Source organism: Micromonospora rhizosphaerae (assembly GCF_900091465.1).
Classification (GTDB): domain Bacteria; phylum Actinomycetota; class Actinomycetes; order Mycobacteriales; family Micromonosporaceae; genus Micromonospora; species Micromonospora rhizosphaerae.
The window spans coordinates 4,056,054-4,071,375 of sequence record NZ_FMHV01000002.1; the positions used below are offsets into that span (position 1 = coordinate 4,056,054).

Annotated in this window: 14 protein-coding genes; 2 read left to right on the forward strand and 12 right to left on the reverse strand. The window is 73.4% G+C overall.

Going from position 1 to position 15,322, the window contains the following annotated elements; translation table 11 throughout:
• Positions 1-18: 18 nt before the first annotated feature.
• The 6 genes from GA0070624_RS19025 to GA0070624_RS19050 form a co-directional block, all read right to left on the reverse strand.
• Positions 19-1,260 carry a styrene monooxygenase/indole monooxygenase family protein gene (locus GA0070624_RS19025; protein WP_091342939.1) on the reverse strand — a complete coding sequence of 414 codons (1,242 nt, stop codon included), beginning with the start codon at positions 1,258-1,260 and terminating at the stop codon, positions 19-21.
• A 19-nt stretch (positions 1,261-1,279) separates the two neighbouring features.
• Entirely contained in the window at positions 1,280-1,885 is a 606-nt protein-coding gene (locus tag GA0070624_RS19030) for a GTP-binding protein (protein WP_176731773.1), read from the reverse strand.
• The gene (locus tag GA0070624_RS19035) at positions 1,863-2,201 is read right to left on the reverse strand and encodes a DUF742 domain-containing protein (RefSeq protein ID WP_091342942.1); all 339 of its coding nucleotides are present in this window, start codon (positions 2,199-2,201) and stop codon (positions 1,863-1,865) included. Before GA0070624_RS19035 ends, GA0070624_RS19030 begins: the two co-directional genes overlap by 23 nt.
• 26 nt (positions 2,202-2,227) lie before the next feature.
• Positions 2,228-2,686: a roadblock/LC7 domain-containing protein gene (locus GA0070624_RS19040; RefSeq protein WP_091342945.1), complete on the reverse strand. Its 459-nt coding sequence runs from the start codon at positions 2,684-2,686 to the stop codon at positions 2,228-2,230.
• Positions 2,683-3,888 carry a sensor histidine kinase gene (locus tag GA0070624_RS19045; protein ID WP_141715079.1) on the reverse strand — a complete coding sequence of 402 codons (1,206 nt, stop codon included), beginning with the start codon at positions 3,886-3,888 and terminating at the stop codon, positions 2,683-2,685. The genes GA0070624_RS19040 and GA0070624_RS19045 overlap by 4 nt, the downstream gene beginning before the upstream one ends.
• 558 nt (positions 3,889-4,446) lie before the next feature.
• Positions 4,447-4,752 carry a hypothetical protein gene (locus tag GA0070624_RS19050; RefSeq protein ID WP_176731774.1) on the reverse strand — a complete coding sequence of 102 codons (306 nt, stop codon included), beginning with the start codon at positions 4,750-4,752 and terminating at the stop codon, positions 4,447-4,449.
• A 127-nt stretch (positions 4,753-4,879) separates the two neighbouring features.
• Here GA0070624_RS19050 and GA0070624_RS19055 point away from each other — a divergent pair, with 127 nt between their 5' ends.
• Entirely contained in the window at positions 4,880-5,500 is a 621-nt protein-coding gene (locus tag GA0070624_RS19055; RefSeq protein WP_091342949.1) for an L-threonylcarbamoyladenylate synthase, read from the forward strand.
• A 143-nt stretch (positions 5,501-5,643) separates the two neighbouring features.
• Positions 5,644-7,215 carry a Na+/H+ antiporter gene (locus GA0070624_RS19060; protein WP_176731775.1) on the forward strand — a complete coding sequence of 524 codons (1,572 nt, stop codon included), beginning with the start codon at positions 5,644-5,646 and terminating at the stop codon, positions 7,213-7,215.
• Positions 7,216-7,263: 48 nt separating this feature from the next.
• On the opposite strand, the gene GA0070624_RS35840 is transcribed toward GA0070624_RS19060, so the two are convergent.
• The 6 genes from GA0070624_RS35840 to GA0070624_RS19090 form a co-directional block, all read right to left on the reverse strand.
• On the reverse strand, positions 7,264-8,481 hold the full coding sequence (locus tag GA0070624_RS35840) for a M23 family metallopeptidase (protein ID WP_245718874.1): 1,218 nt from the start codon (positions 8,479-8,481) through the stop codon (positions 7,264-7,266).
• A gap of 64 nt (positions 8,482-8,545) precedes the next feature.
• The gene (locus tag GA0070624_RS19070; RefSeq protein WP_141715080.1) at positions 8,546-9,190 is read right to left on the reverse strand and encodes a hypothetical protein; all 645 of its coding nucleotides are present in this window, start codon (positions 9,188-9,190) and stop codon (positions 8,546-8,548) included.
• 73 nt (positions 9,191-9,263) lie between these two features.
• Complete coding sequence (locus GA0070624_RS19075) at positions 9,264-12,068, reverse strand: glycoside hydrolase family 38 N-terminal domain-containing protein (protein WP_091342953.1); 2,805 nt, start codon at positions 12,066-12,068, stop codon at positions 9,264-9,266.
• The gene (locus GA0070624_RS19080) at positions 12,068-13,213 is read right to left on the reverse strand and encodes a Gfo/Idh/MocA family protein (protein WP_091342955.1); all 1,146 of its coding nucleotides are present in this window, start codon (positions 13,211-13,213) and stop codon (positions 12,068-12,070) included. The genes GA0070624_RS19075 and GA0070624_RS19080 overlap by 1 nt, the downstream gene beginning before the upstream one ends.
• A complete protein-coding gene (locus tag GA0070624_RS19085) occupies positions 13,210-14,097 on the reverse strand; it encodes a sugar phosphate isomerase/epimerase family protein (RefSeq protein WP_218105200.1) in 888 nt (295 codons plus the stop codon). The genes GA0070624_RS19080 and GA0070624_RS19085 overlap by 4 nt, the downstream gene beginning before the upstream one ends.
• A 14-nt stretch (positions 14,098-14,111) precedes the next feature.
• Positions 14,112-15,320, reverse strand: coding sequence for a CehA/McbA family metallohydrolase (locus tag GA0070624_RS19090; protein WP_091342957.1), 1,209 nt, complete (start codon positions 15,318-15,320; stop codon positions 14,112-14,114).
• Positions 15,321-15,322: the final 2 nt, after the last annotated feature.

Here is a 15,322-nt window from a genome sequence, read left to right on the forward strand (position 1 = left end):
GGCCCGGCTGGACGGACGTCAGCCGGCGGCAACCGAGGCCAGGTAGCGGTCGGTGCCCTCCGGCGTCATGAACCAGTCCGTCAGGTCGTTCGGGTCGCTGAAGCCGTTGGCGAAGCGCCGGGCGATGGTCGGATTCTCCGCGGCGGCGCCGAGGATCTGCTGCACGTGCGGCGGCAACGGCTGAAGCATCGCGTTGGTCCACGCGGTGACCGCCTGCCCGGCACCCGTCCAGAACCGCTCGAAGGTCTGTTCCATCCACTCCCGGTCGAACGGCTGGTCGCCGCGCTCCAGGATGGACCGCAGGTAGGAGTAGGCGCACTTGGCGGCGGTGTTGCTGCCCTGACCGGTGATCGGATCGTTGGCCACCACCACGTCCGCCATGCCGAGGACGACACCGCCCGAGGGCAGTTCGGCCACCGGGCGACGTACGGTCGGCGTGTACCGGCCGGACAGGGTGGCCCGCCCGTCGGTCAGCTCGACGCCCGTGCATCGTTCGTAGATCCACGGCGTGTAGCGGCGGGCCAGGTCGAGGGTCAGCTTGAGGTGCTCGGCCGGGTCCCGCCGCTCGGTCCACAGGTCGAGCGGCCCGCCGGGCACCGTCTCCCAGAACAGGATCTCGCACGGCCCGGAGAGGGTCAGCGCGGGAATGACGAAGAGCTCGCCCAGCCCCGGCACGGCGTTGAAACTGACGTGCGGCACCGGCAGCAGCGGGTCCGGCGTCATGCCGTGCACGTAGGCGACGGCCAGCCCCCGCTGCGGCGCGCTGTACATCGACAGTTCCGGGTCCCGGTCGAAGCAGCCCACCAGGTCACCCTTGCCGGCGGCCACGATGGTCAGGTCGTACCGGCCGAGTCGGGTCAGCCCGTCCAGGTCGGCGGTGGTCACCCCCTGGTAGTGCACCGTCCCACCCCGCTGCTCGAACAGCTCCAACCAGGTCGCCATCTTCAGCCGCTGATCGGTGCTCTGCGCCGGCTCGTCCAGCGGGCAGGGGATCCGCAGCGCCCGCTCGCCCGGTGGGGCGGACAACGACACGTGCAGGCCCTCGATCCGGGGTGCCTGCTCCTGCCACAGGTCCAGCCCGTACCGGCGCTCAGTGTCCAGCGCCTTGGCGAACATCGCCTGGGTGCTCATCACCCAGCCTCGGCGGATCTCGTCCGGGGTGCGGGCGGACATGATGGTCACGTCGTAGCCCTCGGTGAGCAGGCTCAGCCCGAGCTGCAGTCCGGACTGCCCGGCCCCGATGATCAGAATCTTGCGCATCTGCTTCCTCCAGGTTGAGCTATCGGGCCGCGAGCGCGCCGGCGACGGGCCGGGCGGTGCGGGTCATGGCGTGTTCCACCACCGCCAGCAGCGCGCGGGCCACCGACGACGGGTCGCGGGCGTCGCAGGCGATCAGCGGTACGTCGGCGGGCAGCGCGAGCGCGGCGCGGACGTCCTCCAGCGGGTGGTGCAGCACGCCGTCGAAGACGTTCACGCAGACCACGAAGGGCACGTCGCTGTCCTGCTCGAAGTAGTTGACGGCCGGAAAGGAGTCCATCAGCTGCCGGGTGTCGGCCAGCACCAGCGCCCCGACCGCCCCCCGGCACAGGTCGTCCCACATCGGCCAGAAGCGAGGCTGGCCGGGCGTGCCGAACAAGTACAGCACCAGGTCGGGGCCGATCGTCAACCGACCGAAGTCCATCGCGACCGTCGTGGTCGTCTTGTCGATTCCCGGATCGAGCCGGTCCACCGTCTCGCTGGCGGCGGTCATCCAGGCTTCGGTGTTGATCGGCGGAATCTCGGAGATGGACTGGACGCAGGTGGTCTTGCCGACCCCGAAGCCACCGGCGATGACGATCTTCGCTGACGTCAGCAGCGGGCTCTCAGGCAAGCTTGCGGAGGCCATCGCGCAGTCTCTCCAGGAGGCGGAAGTCGAGCAGGTGAGCGTCGGTGTGGATCATCAGGCGGTCGGTGGCGGCGAGGTCGTCGACGACGACCCGGGTCACGCCCAGCGACATCCCGCACACCGCCGAGAGCTCGGCGACGGACCGGGCCCGTCGGGCGTGCTCGTACAGTGACCGGGCTTCCGGCAGCAGCCCCGAGGCGAAGACCGCGTCGTAGTAGGGCACCGACACCAGGGTGTGCACCAGCAGCGGTTGCCGGGTACGCGTGCGACCCGCCGTCAGCACGTAGGGCCGCACCTTCCAGTACGTCATCGGCATGATCAGCTTCCTTGACTCCGGCCGCTTCAGTGCGGCTGGCTGGCGGTCAGTCGATGCAGTTCGTGGCGGATCTGCGGGGTCAGGGCATGCCACACCGCGGTGACGAACTGGGTCATCCGGTAGGACACGACCCGCAGGTCACACCCGGAAGCGGCGGCCACCGCCAGCCCCGCCGACTCTCCGACGCGCATGAACAGCAGGTGCCCGCGCGGCAGCCGCACCGTCAGGTACTCGGAGGTGCCGAGGTCCAGCAGGCCCGCGCTCCGGTCGGCCATGCTGAGCAGGCCCGCGGTGAGTGCGGCGAGCTGGTCGCCCAGGTCGCGGTTGACTCCGCGGGAGGCGGCGAGCTGCAGGCCGTCCAGCGACACGATCAGCGCGTGCGTGACACCGGGTACGTCGTCGGCGAACTGGCGGATCAGCCAGGCGCAGTCCGGCACTCCCTGGCCCGTCGTCGCCGTGCCGTTGCCGGGGAAACCGTGGGTCATCGCAGCTGTCCTTCGTCGGTGGTTGCCTGGGCGTCGCTGATGCCGGCGGCGAACGCCGCCGTCTCGTCCGGCCAGACCTGGGGAGAGGATCTGTCGTCGGGCGAGGTTCGGTGCTGACCTGTCGCGCCGGGCTGGTGCGCGCCGGCGATGGGGTTGTCCGCGCGGACGCTTTCCGGAACCCGGCGGGGCAGCCCAGCTGGCCCGGCTGACCGGGCGTGATCTGCCGGTTGCTGCTCGACCGTCGGCTGAGGGGCGATGGTGGCCAGGCGGACGGTGGGCGAGTCGGCGCTGTCGCGGGCCGAGGCCATCTGCGTACTCCATGGGTGGACCCCGCCCCCGTTGGGCGGCTGCGGGGGCGGCCAGGCCGCCGGCGGCTCGGGCGCGGCGGGGCCGGCGGGGGTCAGGCCCGCCGAGGGTGCGGTCTCGCAAACCAGCTCGCCGGGTACGAGCACGGTCGCCGTCGTTCCGCCCGAGGGCCGGTTGGTGAGGGTGACCCGCAGGCGGTGCGCGACGGCCAGGTGGGCAACGACCGCCAGACCCAGGTGGGTCGCGGGATCCACGGTGGCCGGCATGGGCGTCTGGCCGGCGAGCATGGCGTTGAGGGTCGGCAGGTGGTCGGGGTGGATGCCTACGCCCGCGTCCTCGACGCGCAGCAGGACACTGCCGTCCTCGGTGATGTACGCCGACACGATCACCGTCGACGTGGGTGGCGAGAAGCGGGTGGCGTTGTCCAGCAGCTCGGTGAGCACCCGGATCACGTCGTCGGCGGCGAACTCGACCACCGCCAGGTCCACGACGTGTCCGACCCGGATGCGCGGGTAGTGCTCGACGGCCGACGTGGCGGCCCGGATGACGTCGACCAGGGTGACGGTCTGTGAGTCGGCGTCCTCGACCCGGCGGCCCAGCAGGACCTGCAGGTTCTCCGCGTGCCGCCGGATCCGGGTGTTCGCGTGGTCGATGCGGTAGAGCCGCTCCAGGCGTTCGGGGTCCTGCTCGTCGGCCTCGACGGCCTCCAGGTGGGCGCCCATCTGGTACGCCGAGGCGAGGATCCGCATCGCGAACTGTTCGCAGATCACCGGCCACGGGCCGGCCGGGGGTTCCTCGACGGCCGGGGGAGGGGGTGGGGGTGCCTCCTGCGGTGCGACGGACCACTGGGCGACCGTCGGATCCAGCCAGCGCGCCGCGCGCTGCCGCCATGTCACACGGCGTTGATCCGCCGATTGCACTATGGACACGGCGTTATGTTTCACGAAAATACCGACCTATCGCTGATCCTGCGCTTTGGCATGGTGCAGCAGTCAACCACCGTCTTGTGGCGATAGCAACGGTCAAGGTCAACTTGGGGTGGTTTTCACATTCTCCCGGCGTTGTCCCGTCCGGCCCGCGCTGCACTCGTCGTATGGGTCCTACGGGTGCTTCATCGCGCGGAGCGGCCAAAGCGCAACAGCCATTCGGCGCGATGTGACGACCTCCATTCGGGTCGCCTCGGATCCACGGCGCGTCGGAGTCGCGCCGGTGCACGGAGCGCCTGCTCTGCGTCATCCCGGTGGCCAGCGGTCCGGAGTTGTTCGCCTCGGCCGCCCGGCGGTGGGACTGAACGAGGGCGCGGCGCAACGCAGAGCGCCCCGACCGCCGAGGTGGCTGCCGGGGCGCGCGCCGCCGGCCAGACGTGCCGGCGTCGGCGGCGGTCGAGCCGGGGATTCGCCCGCCGCTGCTACGTCAACGTCAGAGCAGGTCGCGCCTGCCCGCCCGGGCCGGCCTCACGCGGCCGACATCAGGCTGGTGGACCGGGCGGTCGGGGGCTCGTGGTGGTCCGGAGCGGCGTCGCCGTCGGTCGCCGACGATCCCGTACGCGGCGCAACCTGAGCCGCCCGCAGCCCCTCCTGGGCGCTGTTCCAGGCCGCGCAGGGCCAGCTCGCGCCGACGCAGCTGGGGTTGTCGCAGGCACCCTCGTCGTCGGGCTGGTGCGCGTCGGCCACCGCGAGGGCGAGCCGCCACAGCAGCGGGTCGGTCACGTCGGCGGGCCGGTCGGCGCCGCCCACCTGCTCTGCGCTGGATCCGGACATGAGTGGGTCCCCCTTTCAAGCGGGCCCCACCATTTCCAGTGCGAATGTCGATCAAACCTGAAGATCCAAAAATTTTTCCGCACCGGCCGTCCGGGGCAGGGCGGGCCGCCGACATAGGCTTGCCGGTGTGGCGAGGTACTACGACGTACACCCCGACAACCCGCAGCCTCGGGTCCTGCGGCAGGTCGTCGACCTGATCCAGGACGGCGGCCTGATCGCCTACCCCACGGACTCGTGCTACGCCTTCGGCGCCCAGCTGGGCAACCGGAGCGGACTGGACCGGATCAGGGAGATCCGCCGGCTCGACGACCGACACCATTTCACCCTGGTGTGCCGGGACTTCTCCCAGCTCGGCCAGTTCGTCAAGGTCAGCAACTCGGTCTTCCGGCTGGTGAAGGCGTGCATACCCGGCAGCTACACCTTCATCCTGCCGGCCACCAGCGAGGTGCCGCGCCGGCTGCAGGAACCCCGCAAGCGCACCGTCGGGGTCCGGGTGCCGCAGCACACCGTCACCCAGGCGCTCCTGGCCGAACTCGGCGAGCCGATGCTGTCCAGCACCCTGGTGCTGCCCGGCGAGGACGAGCCGATGACCCAGGGGTGGGAGATCAAGGAACGGCTCGACCACCTGCTCGACGCGGTGGTCGACGCCGGTGACTGCGGGACGGAGCCGACCACCGTGATCGACCTGTCGGGAGACGAACCGGAGATCCTGCGTCGCGGGGCCGGCGACCCCTCGCGTTTCGAATAGCCGGACCGCCAATTCGTCGGTTCGACCACGCGCGCTCCACCTGCCGTACCACCATGTTGGGGCGGCGATGGACGAGGGCACTCGCGGCGTACGCATGATCCTCCCGCCGCCGCACCGCGGCGATCGGGTGACGGGAGTGCGACGTGGAAGTCCTCGTGCTGATCGCGGTGCTGGGCGCGACGGTGCTGATCGGCACCACGCTCGGCGGGCGGTACCGCGTCGCCCCACCGGTCCTGCTCATCTCGATGGGGGCGCTGCTCGGGCTCCTGCCACCGTTCTCCCAGGTGACGCTCGAGCCCGACGTGGTGCTGCTGCTCTTCCTGCCCGCCATCCTCTACCGGGAGAGCCTGGTCATCAGCCTGCGCCAGATCCGGGCCAACCTCCTGGTGATCGCGCTGCTGGCCGTGGCGCTGGTGGTGCTGAGCTGGGTCGCCGTCTCGTACACCGCGCAGGCCCTCGGCGTCGCGCCGGCGGCGGCCTGGGTGCTCGGCGCGGTGCTCGCGCCGACCGACGCCGCGGCGGTCGCCGGGCTGGCCAAACGGATGCCGCGCGATCTCCTGACCACCCTCCGCGCGGAGAGCCTGATCAACGACGGTACGGCGCTGGTCCTCTTCGCCGTCACGGTCGGCGTGATCGTCGGCGGCGCGCCGCCCGAGCCACTCGAGCTGGCCGGGCGGTTCGTCGTCTCGGCGGCCGGTGGCGTCGCCGCCGGCCTGGTGGTCGGCGGCGTGGTCATCCTGATCCGCCGACGCCTCGACGACCCGCAGCGGGAAGGCGCGTTGAGCGTCCTCACTCCGTTCGTCGCGTTCCTGCTCGCCGACGTCGTGCACGCCAGCGGCGTCCTGGCGGTGGTGGTCGCCGGGCTCCTCCTTTCCTACGCCGCGCCCCGGATCATCCGGGCCCGCTCCCGCCAGATGGCCTACAACTTCTGGGACCTCTCCACCTTCCTGATCAACGGCAGCCTCTTCGTGCTGCTCGGTATGCAGGTCCCGCGGTCCCTGCGCAGCATCACCGGCCACTCCCCTGCGCAGGCGCTGGGCATCGCGATGGCGGTGGTCGGTGTGGTCGTGGCAACCCGGATGGTCTTGGTGCATCTCGCGACGCCCGCGCTGCAGGCCCTCGGCCCCCGTGCCCGCCGTGGCAGTCGGTTCGACTGGCGGGTGCGGACCGTGGTCGGCTGGGCGGGCTTCCGGGGCGCGGTCTCCCTCGCGGCGGCGTTGGCGGTGCCCATCACGACGTCCGGCGGAGCGCCCGTCCGCGAGCGTGACCTGATCATCTTCGTGACGGTGACGGTCATCGTGGTGACGATGCTGGTCCAGGGCACCACGCTGCCGGCCGTCGCGAGCTGGGCGGGACTGAGGGGCGACCGGGAACGCGAGGACGAGGTGCGCTTGACCCGGCTCCGGGCCACGGAGGCCGGTCTGGCCGCCCTGCCCCAGGTGGCCGCCGAGATCGGCGCCACGCCGGACACGGTCGACCGGCTCCGGTCGGACTACGAGGAGCACCTCGATGCCGTCCGCTCCGCCGGGGACCCGCGGGCCGACCAGGAACGGGACCTCGCGCGGCGGCTGCGGCTCGGCGTGCTCGAGCACAAGCGGCGCGAGCTCACCAGGCTGCGTGGCGAGAACATGATCGACGACGTGGTGCTGCGCGAGGTGCAGGCCGCGATCGACATCGAGGAGATCCGGTTGCTCGGCCCGATACTCGAGGACTAGGTGCACCGGCCTCACGGCTTCGAGCGGCTTCAGCCGGACGGGTGCCGCTCAGATCCAGGGCAGCGGGTCGACCGGACGGCCGCCGAGCCGCACCTCGAAGTGCAGGTGGGGGCCGGTGGAGGCGCCGGTCGACCCGACCAGCCCGATCACCTGTCCGGCCCGAACCCGCTGGCCCGGCGACACCAGGAGCCTGGACTGGTGGCCGTAGCAGGTGGACAGTCGCTGCCCGTCCGCCCTGCCGTGATCGATGCAGGTGTAGTTGCCGTAGCCGCCGTACCAGCCGGCCCGGGTGACGCGTCCGTCCGCGGCCGCGAGGATCGGGGTGCCGATGGGGGCGGCGAGATCCACACCGGGGTGCAGCTGCCACACCTTGTAGTAGGGGTCGAACCGGGTGCCGAACCTGCTGGTGAGCCGGCCCGACAGGGGACGGCCGAGGCGCCCGCCACCGTAGGCGGCACCGGCCGGTTCCTCGACGGCGAGCGCGGGGCGTACCCGCCGGTCGATCTCCTGCCGGAGGCTCGCCTCTTCCTGTTGGCGGCGGGTCAGTTCGGCCTGGCCGGAGGTGATCGCGGCGGACAGCGCGACGGCCCGCCCGGTGGGGGTGTCGACCACGTCCGCGGAGTCGGCTGCGGCGAGGGGCGCGGGGGATGCCGCCCCGGAAGCCGGGGCCGCGCCGGCGGTCAGGGCGGTCAGCAGTTGCAGCATCGGATCGGGTTCGCGCTGCAGCCTGGTCAGGTCGTCGCGGGTGCGGGCAAGGATGTTGTGCAGGTACTGGATCCGGTGCTGGACCTCGGTGAGCGCGGCGACCTGACGTGCCTGTGGTGTGACGGCTGCGTCCACGGGGGGCTGGGGATACAGGTCGGCGGCGGGGTCCGCGGCGATGATCGCGGCCGCGGAACCGGGGCTCGCCATCGGCCCGCCGTCCTCCGGCCGGACGCCCACGGGGCTGCCGCCGGTCGGCGGGGTATCCACGGTCGGTGCCGTCGGTCCGGCCGTGGGGGCAGCCGTCGGGGCGGTTGATGGTTCCAGCGTCGGCTCGAGTAGCGGAGGCTTGATGGGGGAGAGCGTGACCTGCGGCGGATTCACCGGGGGCAGCGACACCGACACGGAAGGGATGGGCAGGGTAGGCAGGGGCAGCGGCCCTTGCGCCGAGGAACGTGCCGCTGCCGTCCCCGCGCCGACGTCCAGCCAGACGGACGCCATCATCAGCGCCGCCGCCCCGGCGACGGCCGCCAGCGTTGCCTTTCTCGGCCCCTGTCCGTTCATCCCGGACTCCTGCCCGTGTCCGCTGCTCGTCTCTTCCTCTACATCGGATCCCGATGCCCGGTTGTCACAGCCGGCGCGGCGACCCTGGCTGGGCGCGACGACGCCGCAGCCGGCGACGCGTCAGGAGCGCGGCCGCCGCGACCGCGCCGGCCACCACCACCGCCGCGACAGCCGTCACCCACCTCGACCGGGCTGGCGGCTGGACCCTCGTTGCAGCCTGCGACTCCTGCCGCGGCTGTGCGGTGGGCGCCGATCCTGGCAGCAGATAGGCGTTGCTGGCGATCGCAGCTCCGGTCGCAGTGGACTGCGCCGAGGCGACACTGACCCGGTTGCGGATCAGCGTGCCGGGTGGCGTACCCGGGCCCATCCTCCCGGTGATCGTGATTTGCGGTGCCGGCGAGCCAGCCGCCAGGCGTAGGTCGCCGAGGTCGCAGACCACGGTACGGGCGGAGACCGCGCAGCGCCCCGGCTCCGCGCGCGCGGTCACGCCGTCCAGATCGGCCGTCGTGGTGAAGGTGACCCGCGCGGCGGTGAGGGCGCCCCCGCCGGAGATCGTGACGGTGTGGGTCACCCGCTGCCCAGGCAGTGCGCCGAACGGTGTCGAGGTCAGCGCGGGTGCGACGTCGACCGCAGGTGAGGGTGTCGGCGCCACAGCTCCTGCCACGGCGGCCGTCATGCCCACCACCGGCGCGGCAATGGACTCCCACACGCTCACACCGTAGGCCCGCGGACGGGCGTCCGCCCGATCAGGGCCATCGATGAGAATTGTTGCTGATCACCCATCAGGCGGCACCGGCCAGGTCGAGCTGCACCGTGGCGATCTCCCACCCGCGCAACGGCAGGTGGACCAGGCCGTCGCCGTCGACGGAGAGCGGCTCGCCGGGGCGACCGAGCAGGTCGCAGCGCCAGGCCCCGAATACGCCCCGCCTGGCCCCGATGACGGCGGTGGTCTCCGCCGGCGTCTGGGCCACCACCCGCAGCTCGGCGCGGCCGTCCCGGTCCCGGACGCTGGTCAGCACCACCCCCGGACCGTCGACGGTCAACCCGGTGACCGGCGCCGGCAGCGCGCTGGACACCTCGGCGGTGCCGGGGAAGGCGAGCAGATCGTGCCGGTACGCCTCGGCCGCCTCCAGCACCCCGGCGGAGTGCCATTCGCCGCGGAACGGCAGCATCGCCAGCTCGACGCTGCGGACGCCACGACACTGCGCCAGCGGCGTGGGCAGCTGCGGGCCGGCTGGCTCGTCGCGCAGGGCGTGCCGGTTGCGGGAGAGCATCCCGATCGACCGCAGGAGGGTCACGGCGAGTTCCCGGCCGGAGTCGGTCAGCTCGTACTCCGTGGGTTGGGTCAGCAGCACCGCGAGCGAGCCCTCGGCGCCTCCGGCGGCGACGAACCCGGACGCGGGGAAGGTCGGCAGCGGGACCTCGCCGCCGCCGCCCTCGGCGGTCAACCCCCGCTCGACGACCGCGAACTGGCCCTCCGCGTACGAGGAGGCGGCGGGCGACGGCAGTGGCAGGTGCAGCCGGACCCGGTGGTCGTCGCAGCGATTGTCGAAGTCGATCCGCAGCCGCAGGAACCGTTCGCCGGCGCGCAGCTCGACCCGGGTGGTCACGGTGATCGCCTCCCGGTCGACCGCCCTCGAACCCGCGTCGATGTAGGCCCCGACCGGCCACCGGTACTCGCGGACCACGTCCAGGACGGCGACCACCGGCCCCTCGTGCACGGCGTCGATGTGCACCGCGCGGGGCTTGTCGACAAGCTCGTCCACGGCCGGCGGGGCGTAGTTGTAGCTGTCGCCCACATCGCCGCCGTCGACGATCCGGCCGAGGCCGTCGACGCTCAGCCCGTCCGGGGTGGAAACCCGCAGCGTGCCGTCCTCGGCGACCTCGACGCGCAGCAGGCCGTTGTCGACGACCCCGTCGACCACCGTCACGGGCGCCGGCACGGCGCTACCGCTCGCCGGCAGGGCCGGGCCGCTCGCCGGCAGGGCGGGGCCGCTCGCCGGCAGGGACATCGGGCGTACCGCGGCGTGCCCGAGCGCCGGTACGCCGACCGGCGCGGCGACGGTCAGCCGCGGGGCGGCGAGGATGCGCACCCGCCACCGGTCCGGTCCGACGGCGGCGGCGAGCGCCAGCCGCACGTCCTCGACGTCGAAGGCGGGATCGCCGTGCTGGGCCACGTGGAAGGTGAGGGTGGCGTCGTCGGGTGACACCGACCAGGCGGTGATCTCCTGGCCGTACAGTTCGCAGCCGTGCACGCGGGTGAGCACGGCGGGCAGGTCGGCCGCCGGCACCAGGTCGTCGGCGAGCAGCGTCCGGGCCCGGTCGAGGACCTGCACGGGAACCACCTCGCCGTCGGCGCCGACCAGACCCACCGGCCCGCCGCCGACGGGCGCCTCGACGTCCAGGCGGACCAGCGCGGTCCGGGCCGCCGGCGTCGGGTTGAACAGCAGGTAGGCGTCGTTCGGCACGGCGGCGGCCAGTCGGGCGCCGACCAGGTCACAGACCGCCCGGCCGAGCTGGTCCGCCTCGGCCAGCCGGGCGGCCACCTGCTCGGCGGTCTCGTCGCAGCCGCAGCCGGTCACCGAGTCGTGGCAGCTGGCGTCGATCAGCCGGCTCCAGGCCATGTCGAGGAAGCGCTGCACCGACGGGTCGCCGTAGAGGGCGGCGACCGGTTCCGCGTACCGCTCGACCCGCCGCTCGGCGCGGCCCATCGCCCGCTTGAGGTGGCCGCGGACGGAGATCACGCCGGGGAGGATGTTGGCCCGGGCGTGCGACCGCAGCTCGCCGCGCACGGTGGGCAGGCCGTCCACCGTGGCCGGCTGGGTGGCGAAGTACTCGGCCAGCGTGCCCAGCCGCAGGTGCACGCCCGCCACCCGGGCGGCGGCCAGCAGGTCGGGGGCGTCCGGCGCCGGCGCGGCGTGGTCCGTGCCGTACATCGCCAGGATCGGGGTCGCGTCGCCGTCGGGCCGCCAGCCGCGCAGCCGGTCGGCCAGGTCGGTCGCCCGGCGGGTGACCAGGCGTGGATCGTCCATCAGGCCGGCGGCGTTGCCGTAGCCGCCGGGCAGGTATTCGGTGCGGATCGCGGTGCCGTCCGGGGCCTGCCAGGCGAACGCGTGCGACCGCACCCGCTCCGGTACGCCGCGGAACACGCAGGCGTGGGCCAGCCCCGCCCCCGCCAGGATCTGCGGCATCTGCGCGATGTGGCCGAACATGTCGGGCAGGTAGCCGACCGGCATCGCCCCGCCCAGCGCGGCGCTGCGGGCCAGCCCGCGTTCCAGGTTGCGGACGATGTTCTCCCCGGAGCAGAGGAACTCGTCAAGCAGGATCTGCCACGGCCCGATCGCCAGCCGCCCGGCGCGCACCAGCGCGAGGACCTGCTCCCGGCGCTCCGGCCGGACCTCCAGGTAGTCGTCGACCGCGGCGAGTTGACCGTCCAGGGTGAACCGCTGGCGGTCGTCCTGCTCCATCCGGTCGAACACCTCGTCGAGCAGAGCCACCAGCCGCAGCCGGAACCGCTGGAACGGCTCGTACCACTCCCGGTCCCAGTGGGTGTGCGGGACCACGATGATCTCTGCCGGCCGGTCCATCAGCTTGCCGCCTCTCCGCCGATCGCCGCCCCGGTCAGCTCACCGTAGCGGCGTACCACCTGTTGGCTGGTCCGTAGATCGGCCGCGCCCTCCGCCACGCCGGTCAGCGGCCGCACGCCCGCGGTCACCATCGCGTGGAAGGCGACCAGTTCCTGCTCGAAGGCCTCGGTCACCGAGCGGAAGACCGCCCGCCGCTCGCCGCCGCCGTGCCGGTCCACCGCGGTCAGCGTGGTGGGGGCGTTGAGCAGGTACGGCGATGGGAAGACCAGTTCCAGGGCGCCCCGGGCGTGGTGCAGGGTCACGGTCTCCCGGTAGGCCGGGCAGTCCGGCAGGTTGAGCCATCGGATGCCGTACCGCCCGCCGGCGGGCAGCCGCCCGGAGATCTCCACCGACGGCTCGGGCGGCCCGTCCGGCGCCAGCGGCCAGGTGGCGACGTGGTCCACCGTGGCCGGCGCCCCGGTGAAGAGCCGCAGCAGGGACAGATCGTGCGAGATGCTGTTGATCAGGATCTGGTAGAGGGTGCGGGCGCCGGCGTCCCCGCCCACCGCGGCGTCGAGCAGCCGCTCGTCCGCCGCGCGCAGCCGGGCCGCCTGCTCGGCGGGCAGGTCCCGCGGCGCCGGGGGCAGGTTGGCGAACGCTAGTTGCTGGTCGCCGCCGGCGTGCAGCACGGTCACCTCGACCGCGTGCACCGCTGCCGCGCCGCCGATCTCCTTCAGCAGGCGGGCGGCCTCGGCCACCGCCGGGTCGTACTGCTTCATGTAGCCGACCATCAGCGGTGCGGTCCCGGCGTCGGGCCCGGTCAACCGGCCCGTCTCGGCGAGGGTGTAGGCGAGCGGCTTCTCGCAGAGCACCGGGAGCCCGTGGCGCAGTGCCGTCGCGGCGAGTCCGCCGTGCGAGCCGGACGTGGCCAGCAGCACTGCGTCGCAGCCGCCCGAGCTGAGCATCGCGGCCGCGTCGGTGTGGCGGCGGGCCGGTTCGACGCCGTACCGGGCGCCGAGTTCGGCCAGCCGCGCGGGGGACAGGTCGCTCAGCGCGACGATGTCGAACAGGTCGGCGCGGCGTTGCAGCAGCGGCAGGTGCACCGTACGGGCTATGACGCCCAGACCGGCCACCGCGATCCTGATCCGCTTTCCCGGTTCGGTCATCGCAGCGCCTCCTGCAGCCACCGCCGGTTGGCGCGCTGGTCGGCGCGAACCCGGTCCAGGTCGCGGCCCTGCTCAGGCGCGTCCTGCTCGATCACCAGCCAGCCGGCGTAGCCGATCTCGTCGAGCCCGTGCAGCACCCCGGCGAGGTCGACGTCGCCGGTGCCCAGCGCGCAGAACCCGCCGGCGGCGACCACCTCGGCGAGGCCGCCACCGGCCTCCCGGACGCGGCCGTGCGCGGCCAGGTCGGCGTCCTTCAGGTGCACCTGACCGATCCGTCCGGCCCATTTGCGGAGGGCCGCGACCGGGTCGCCGCCGGCCAGCGTCAGGTGCCCGGTGTCCAGGCAGATCGCGACGTCGGTCAGCTCCAGCAGCCGGTCGGCCTCCGCCTCGGTCTCCACGTCGGTGCCGAGGTGGTAGTGGAACACCGGTTCCAGTCCCCGGTCGCGGCAGCGGTCGACGGCCTGCTGCACCCGCGCGGCGAAGCCCGGCCAGGCGGCGGCGGGCAGCGCCGACGCCAGGTCCGGCGGGGTGCCCGGCCGGGCCATCCGGGCCGGGTTGGCCGAGCAGGCCAGGGTGGGCCGGGGCGCGAAGCGCGGGTCGTCGACGGGTACGGCGGTGAACACGTCCAGCGCCGCGTCGAGCTGGGCCAGGTCCGCGGCGAATCCGTCCGGATCGGCGAAGCGCAGGTCCACCCAACCACCGGCGAGCCCGATGCCGGCCCCGGCCAGCCGCCGGGTGAGCACCTCGCCGGTGCCGAGGAAGCCGATCGGCCCGGAGTCCACCCCGGTATAGCCGTCCCCGGTCAGCGCCGCCAGCAGGTCCTCCGGCCCGACCTCCGGGTCGATCGCCTGGTAGATGCCGTAGTTGACGGGGGCTCCGGCCACCCGCGTTCGTCCGGTCAGCTGCACAGTGCGATCACCTCCATGCGGTGGGATTCCAGGACGTGCAGCCCGTCGCCGGCCGGCAGCAGGCACCGGTCGCCGCGGACCACCCGGTGGCTGCCGTCGGGGTAGCCGAGCAGCGCGCCGTCGGCGTCGAGCGCCAGCAACTCGTCGCCCAACCGCAGCAGCAGGGGAGCGTCCGGTCCGGCGGAGATCGCGGTGCGGCCGGCGCCCAGCGCCTCGCGGACCGCCGCCTCGTCGCCTGGGTCACCGTCGGTGAGCACCCAGGTGGTGGGCGCGCCGGGCAGCGCGTCCGCGCCGGGCCGGTGGTAGTCGCTGCCCCCGATGGGTACGACGTCCGGCCGCCAGGCCTGCGCCCACGCCAGCGGCGCGCCCCAGGTGCGGTCCCACCAGCTCGAGTGCCACACCTCCACGAACCGGGTGCGGGTGGTCACCGGCTGCCGCCAGGCGCAGTCGCCGGAGAGCGGGTGGTTGATCGACATCAGCCCGCCCGCGCGCTCGGCAGTGGCGAGCCACTCGTCCGGCGGCTGGCGGAAGTCCACCCAACCCACCGGGCCGAACACGTTGGCGTGCCCGCGGTCGGTGGTCACCTCCTGCCCCGGCACCAGCGTGATCCCGTACCGGCGGCCGGCGTCCGCCAGCCACGGGTGGTGGCTGACGGTGTTGTGGTCGGTGACCGCGAGGAAGTCCAGGCGCCGGGAGACGGCGAGGGCGGCGAGTTCGTCGATCGTCTGCGCGCCGTCGCTGTGCACGGTGTGGGCGTGCAGGTCACCGGCGAGCCAGCGCCGCCCGTCGACTTCGGGCACCGCCCGGCGGGGCGGCCGCTCCGGCCGAGGCGGCGCCTCCGGTGCCGGCGGCGGGGCGGGCGGGCTGGTGCTGGTGGTGGCGGTGACCTCGAAGTCCAGCCCCTGCGGCGGCACGCGGTGCAGCCGCAACAGGACGTGCCATTCGCCCGGCTCCAACTCGCCGGGAAGGTAACCGGGGGTGGCCCAGTCCGCGGCGACGGTGTACCCGTCGCGGACGCCGCCGGACCAGCCGCGGAAGCCGGCCGGGCCCACGCAGCCGAGGTCGAGCACGCCGTCGGCGCGGGGATAGTCCAGCCGGACGGTCAGCGCGGCGGTGCCCGGCGCGACGGTGACCGGCACGGCGCGCATCACGTTCTCGGCGCGGTCCCGCAGGGTCCACCTGCCCCGGTGTACCACCATGG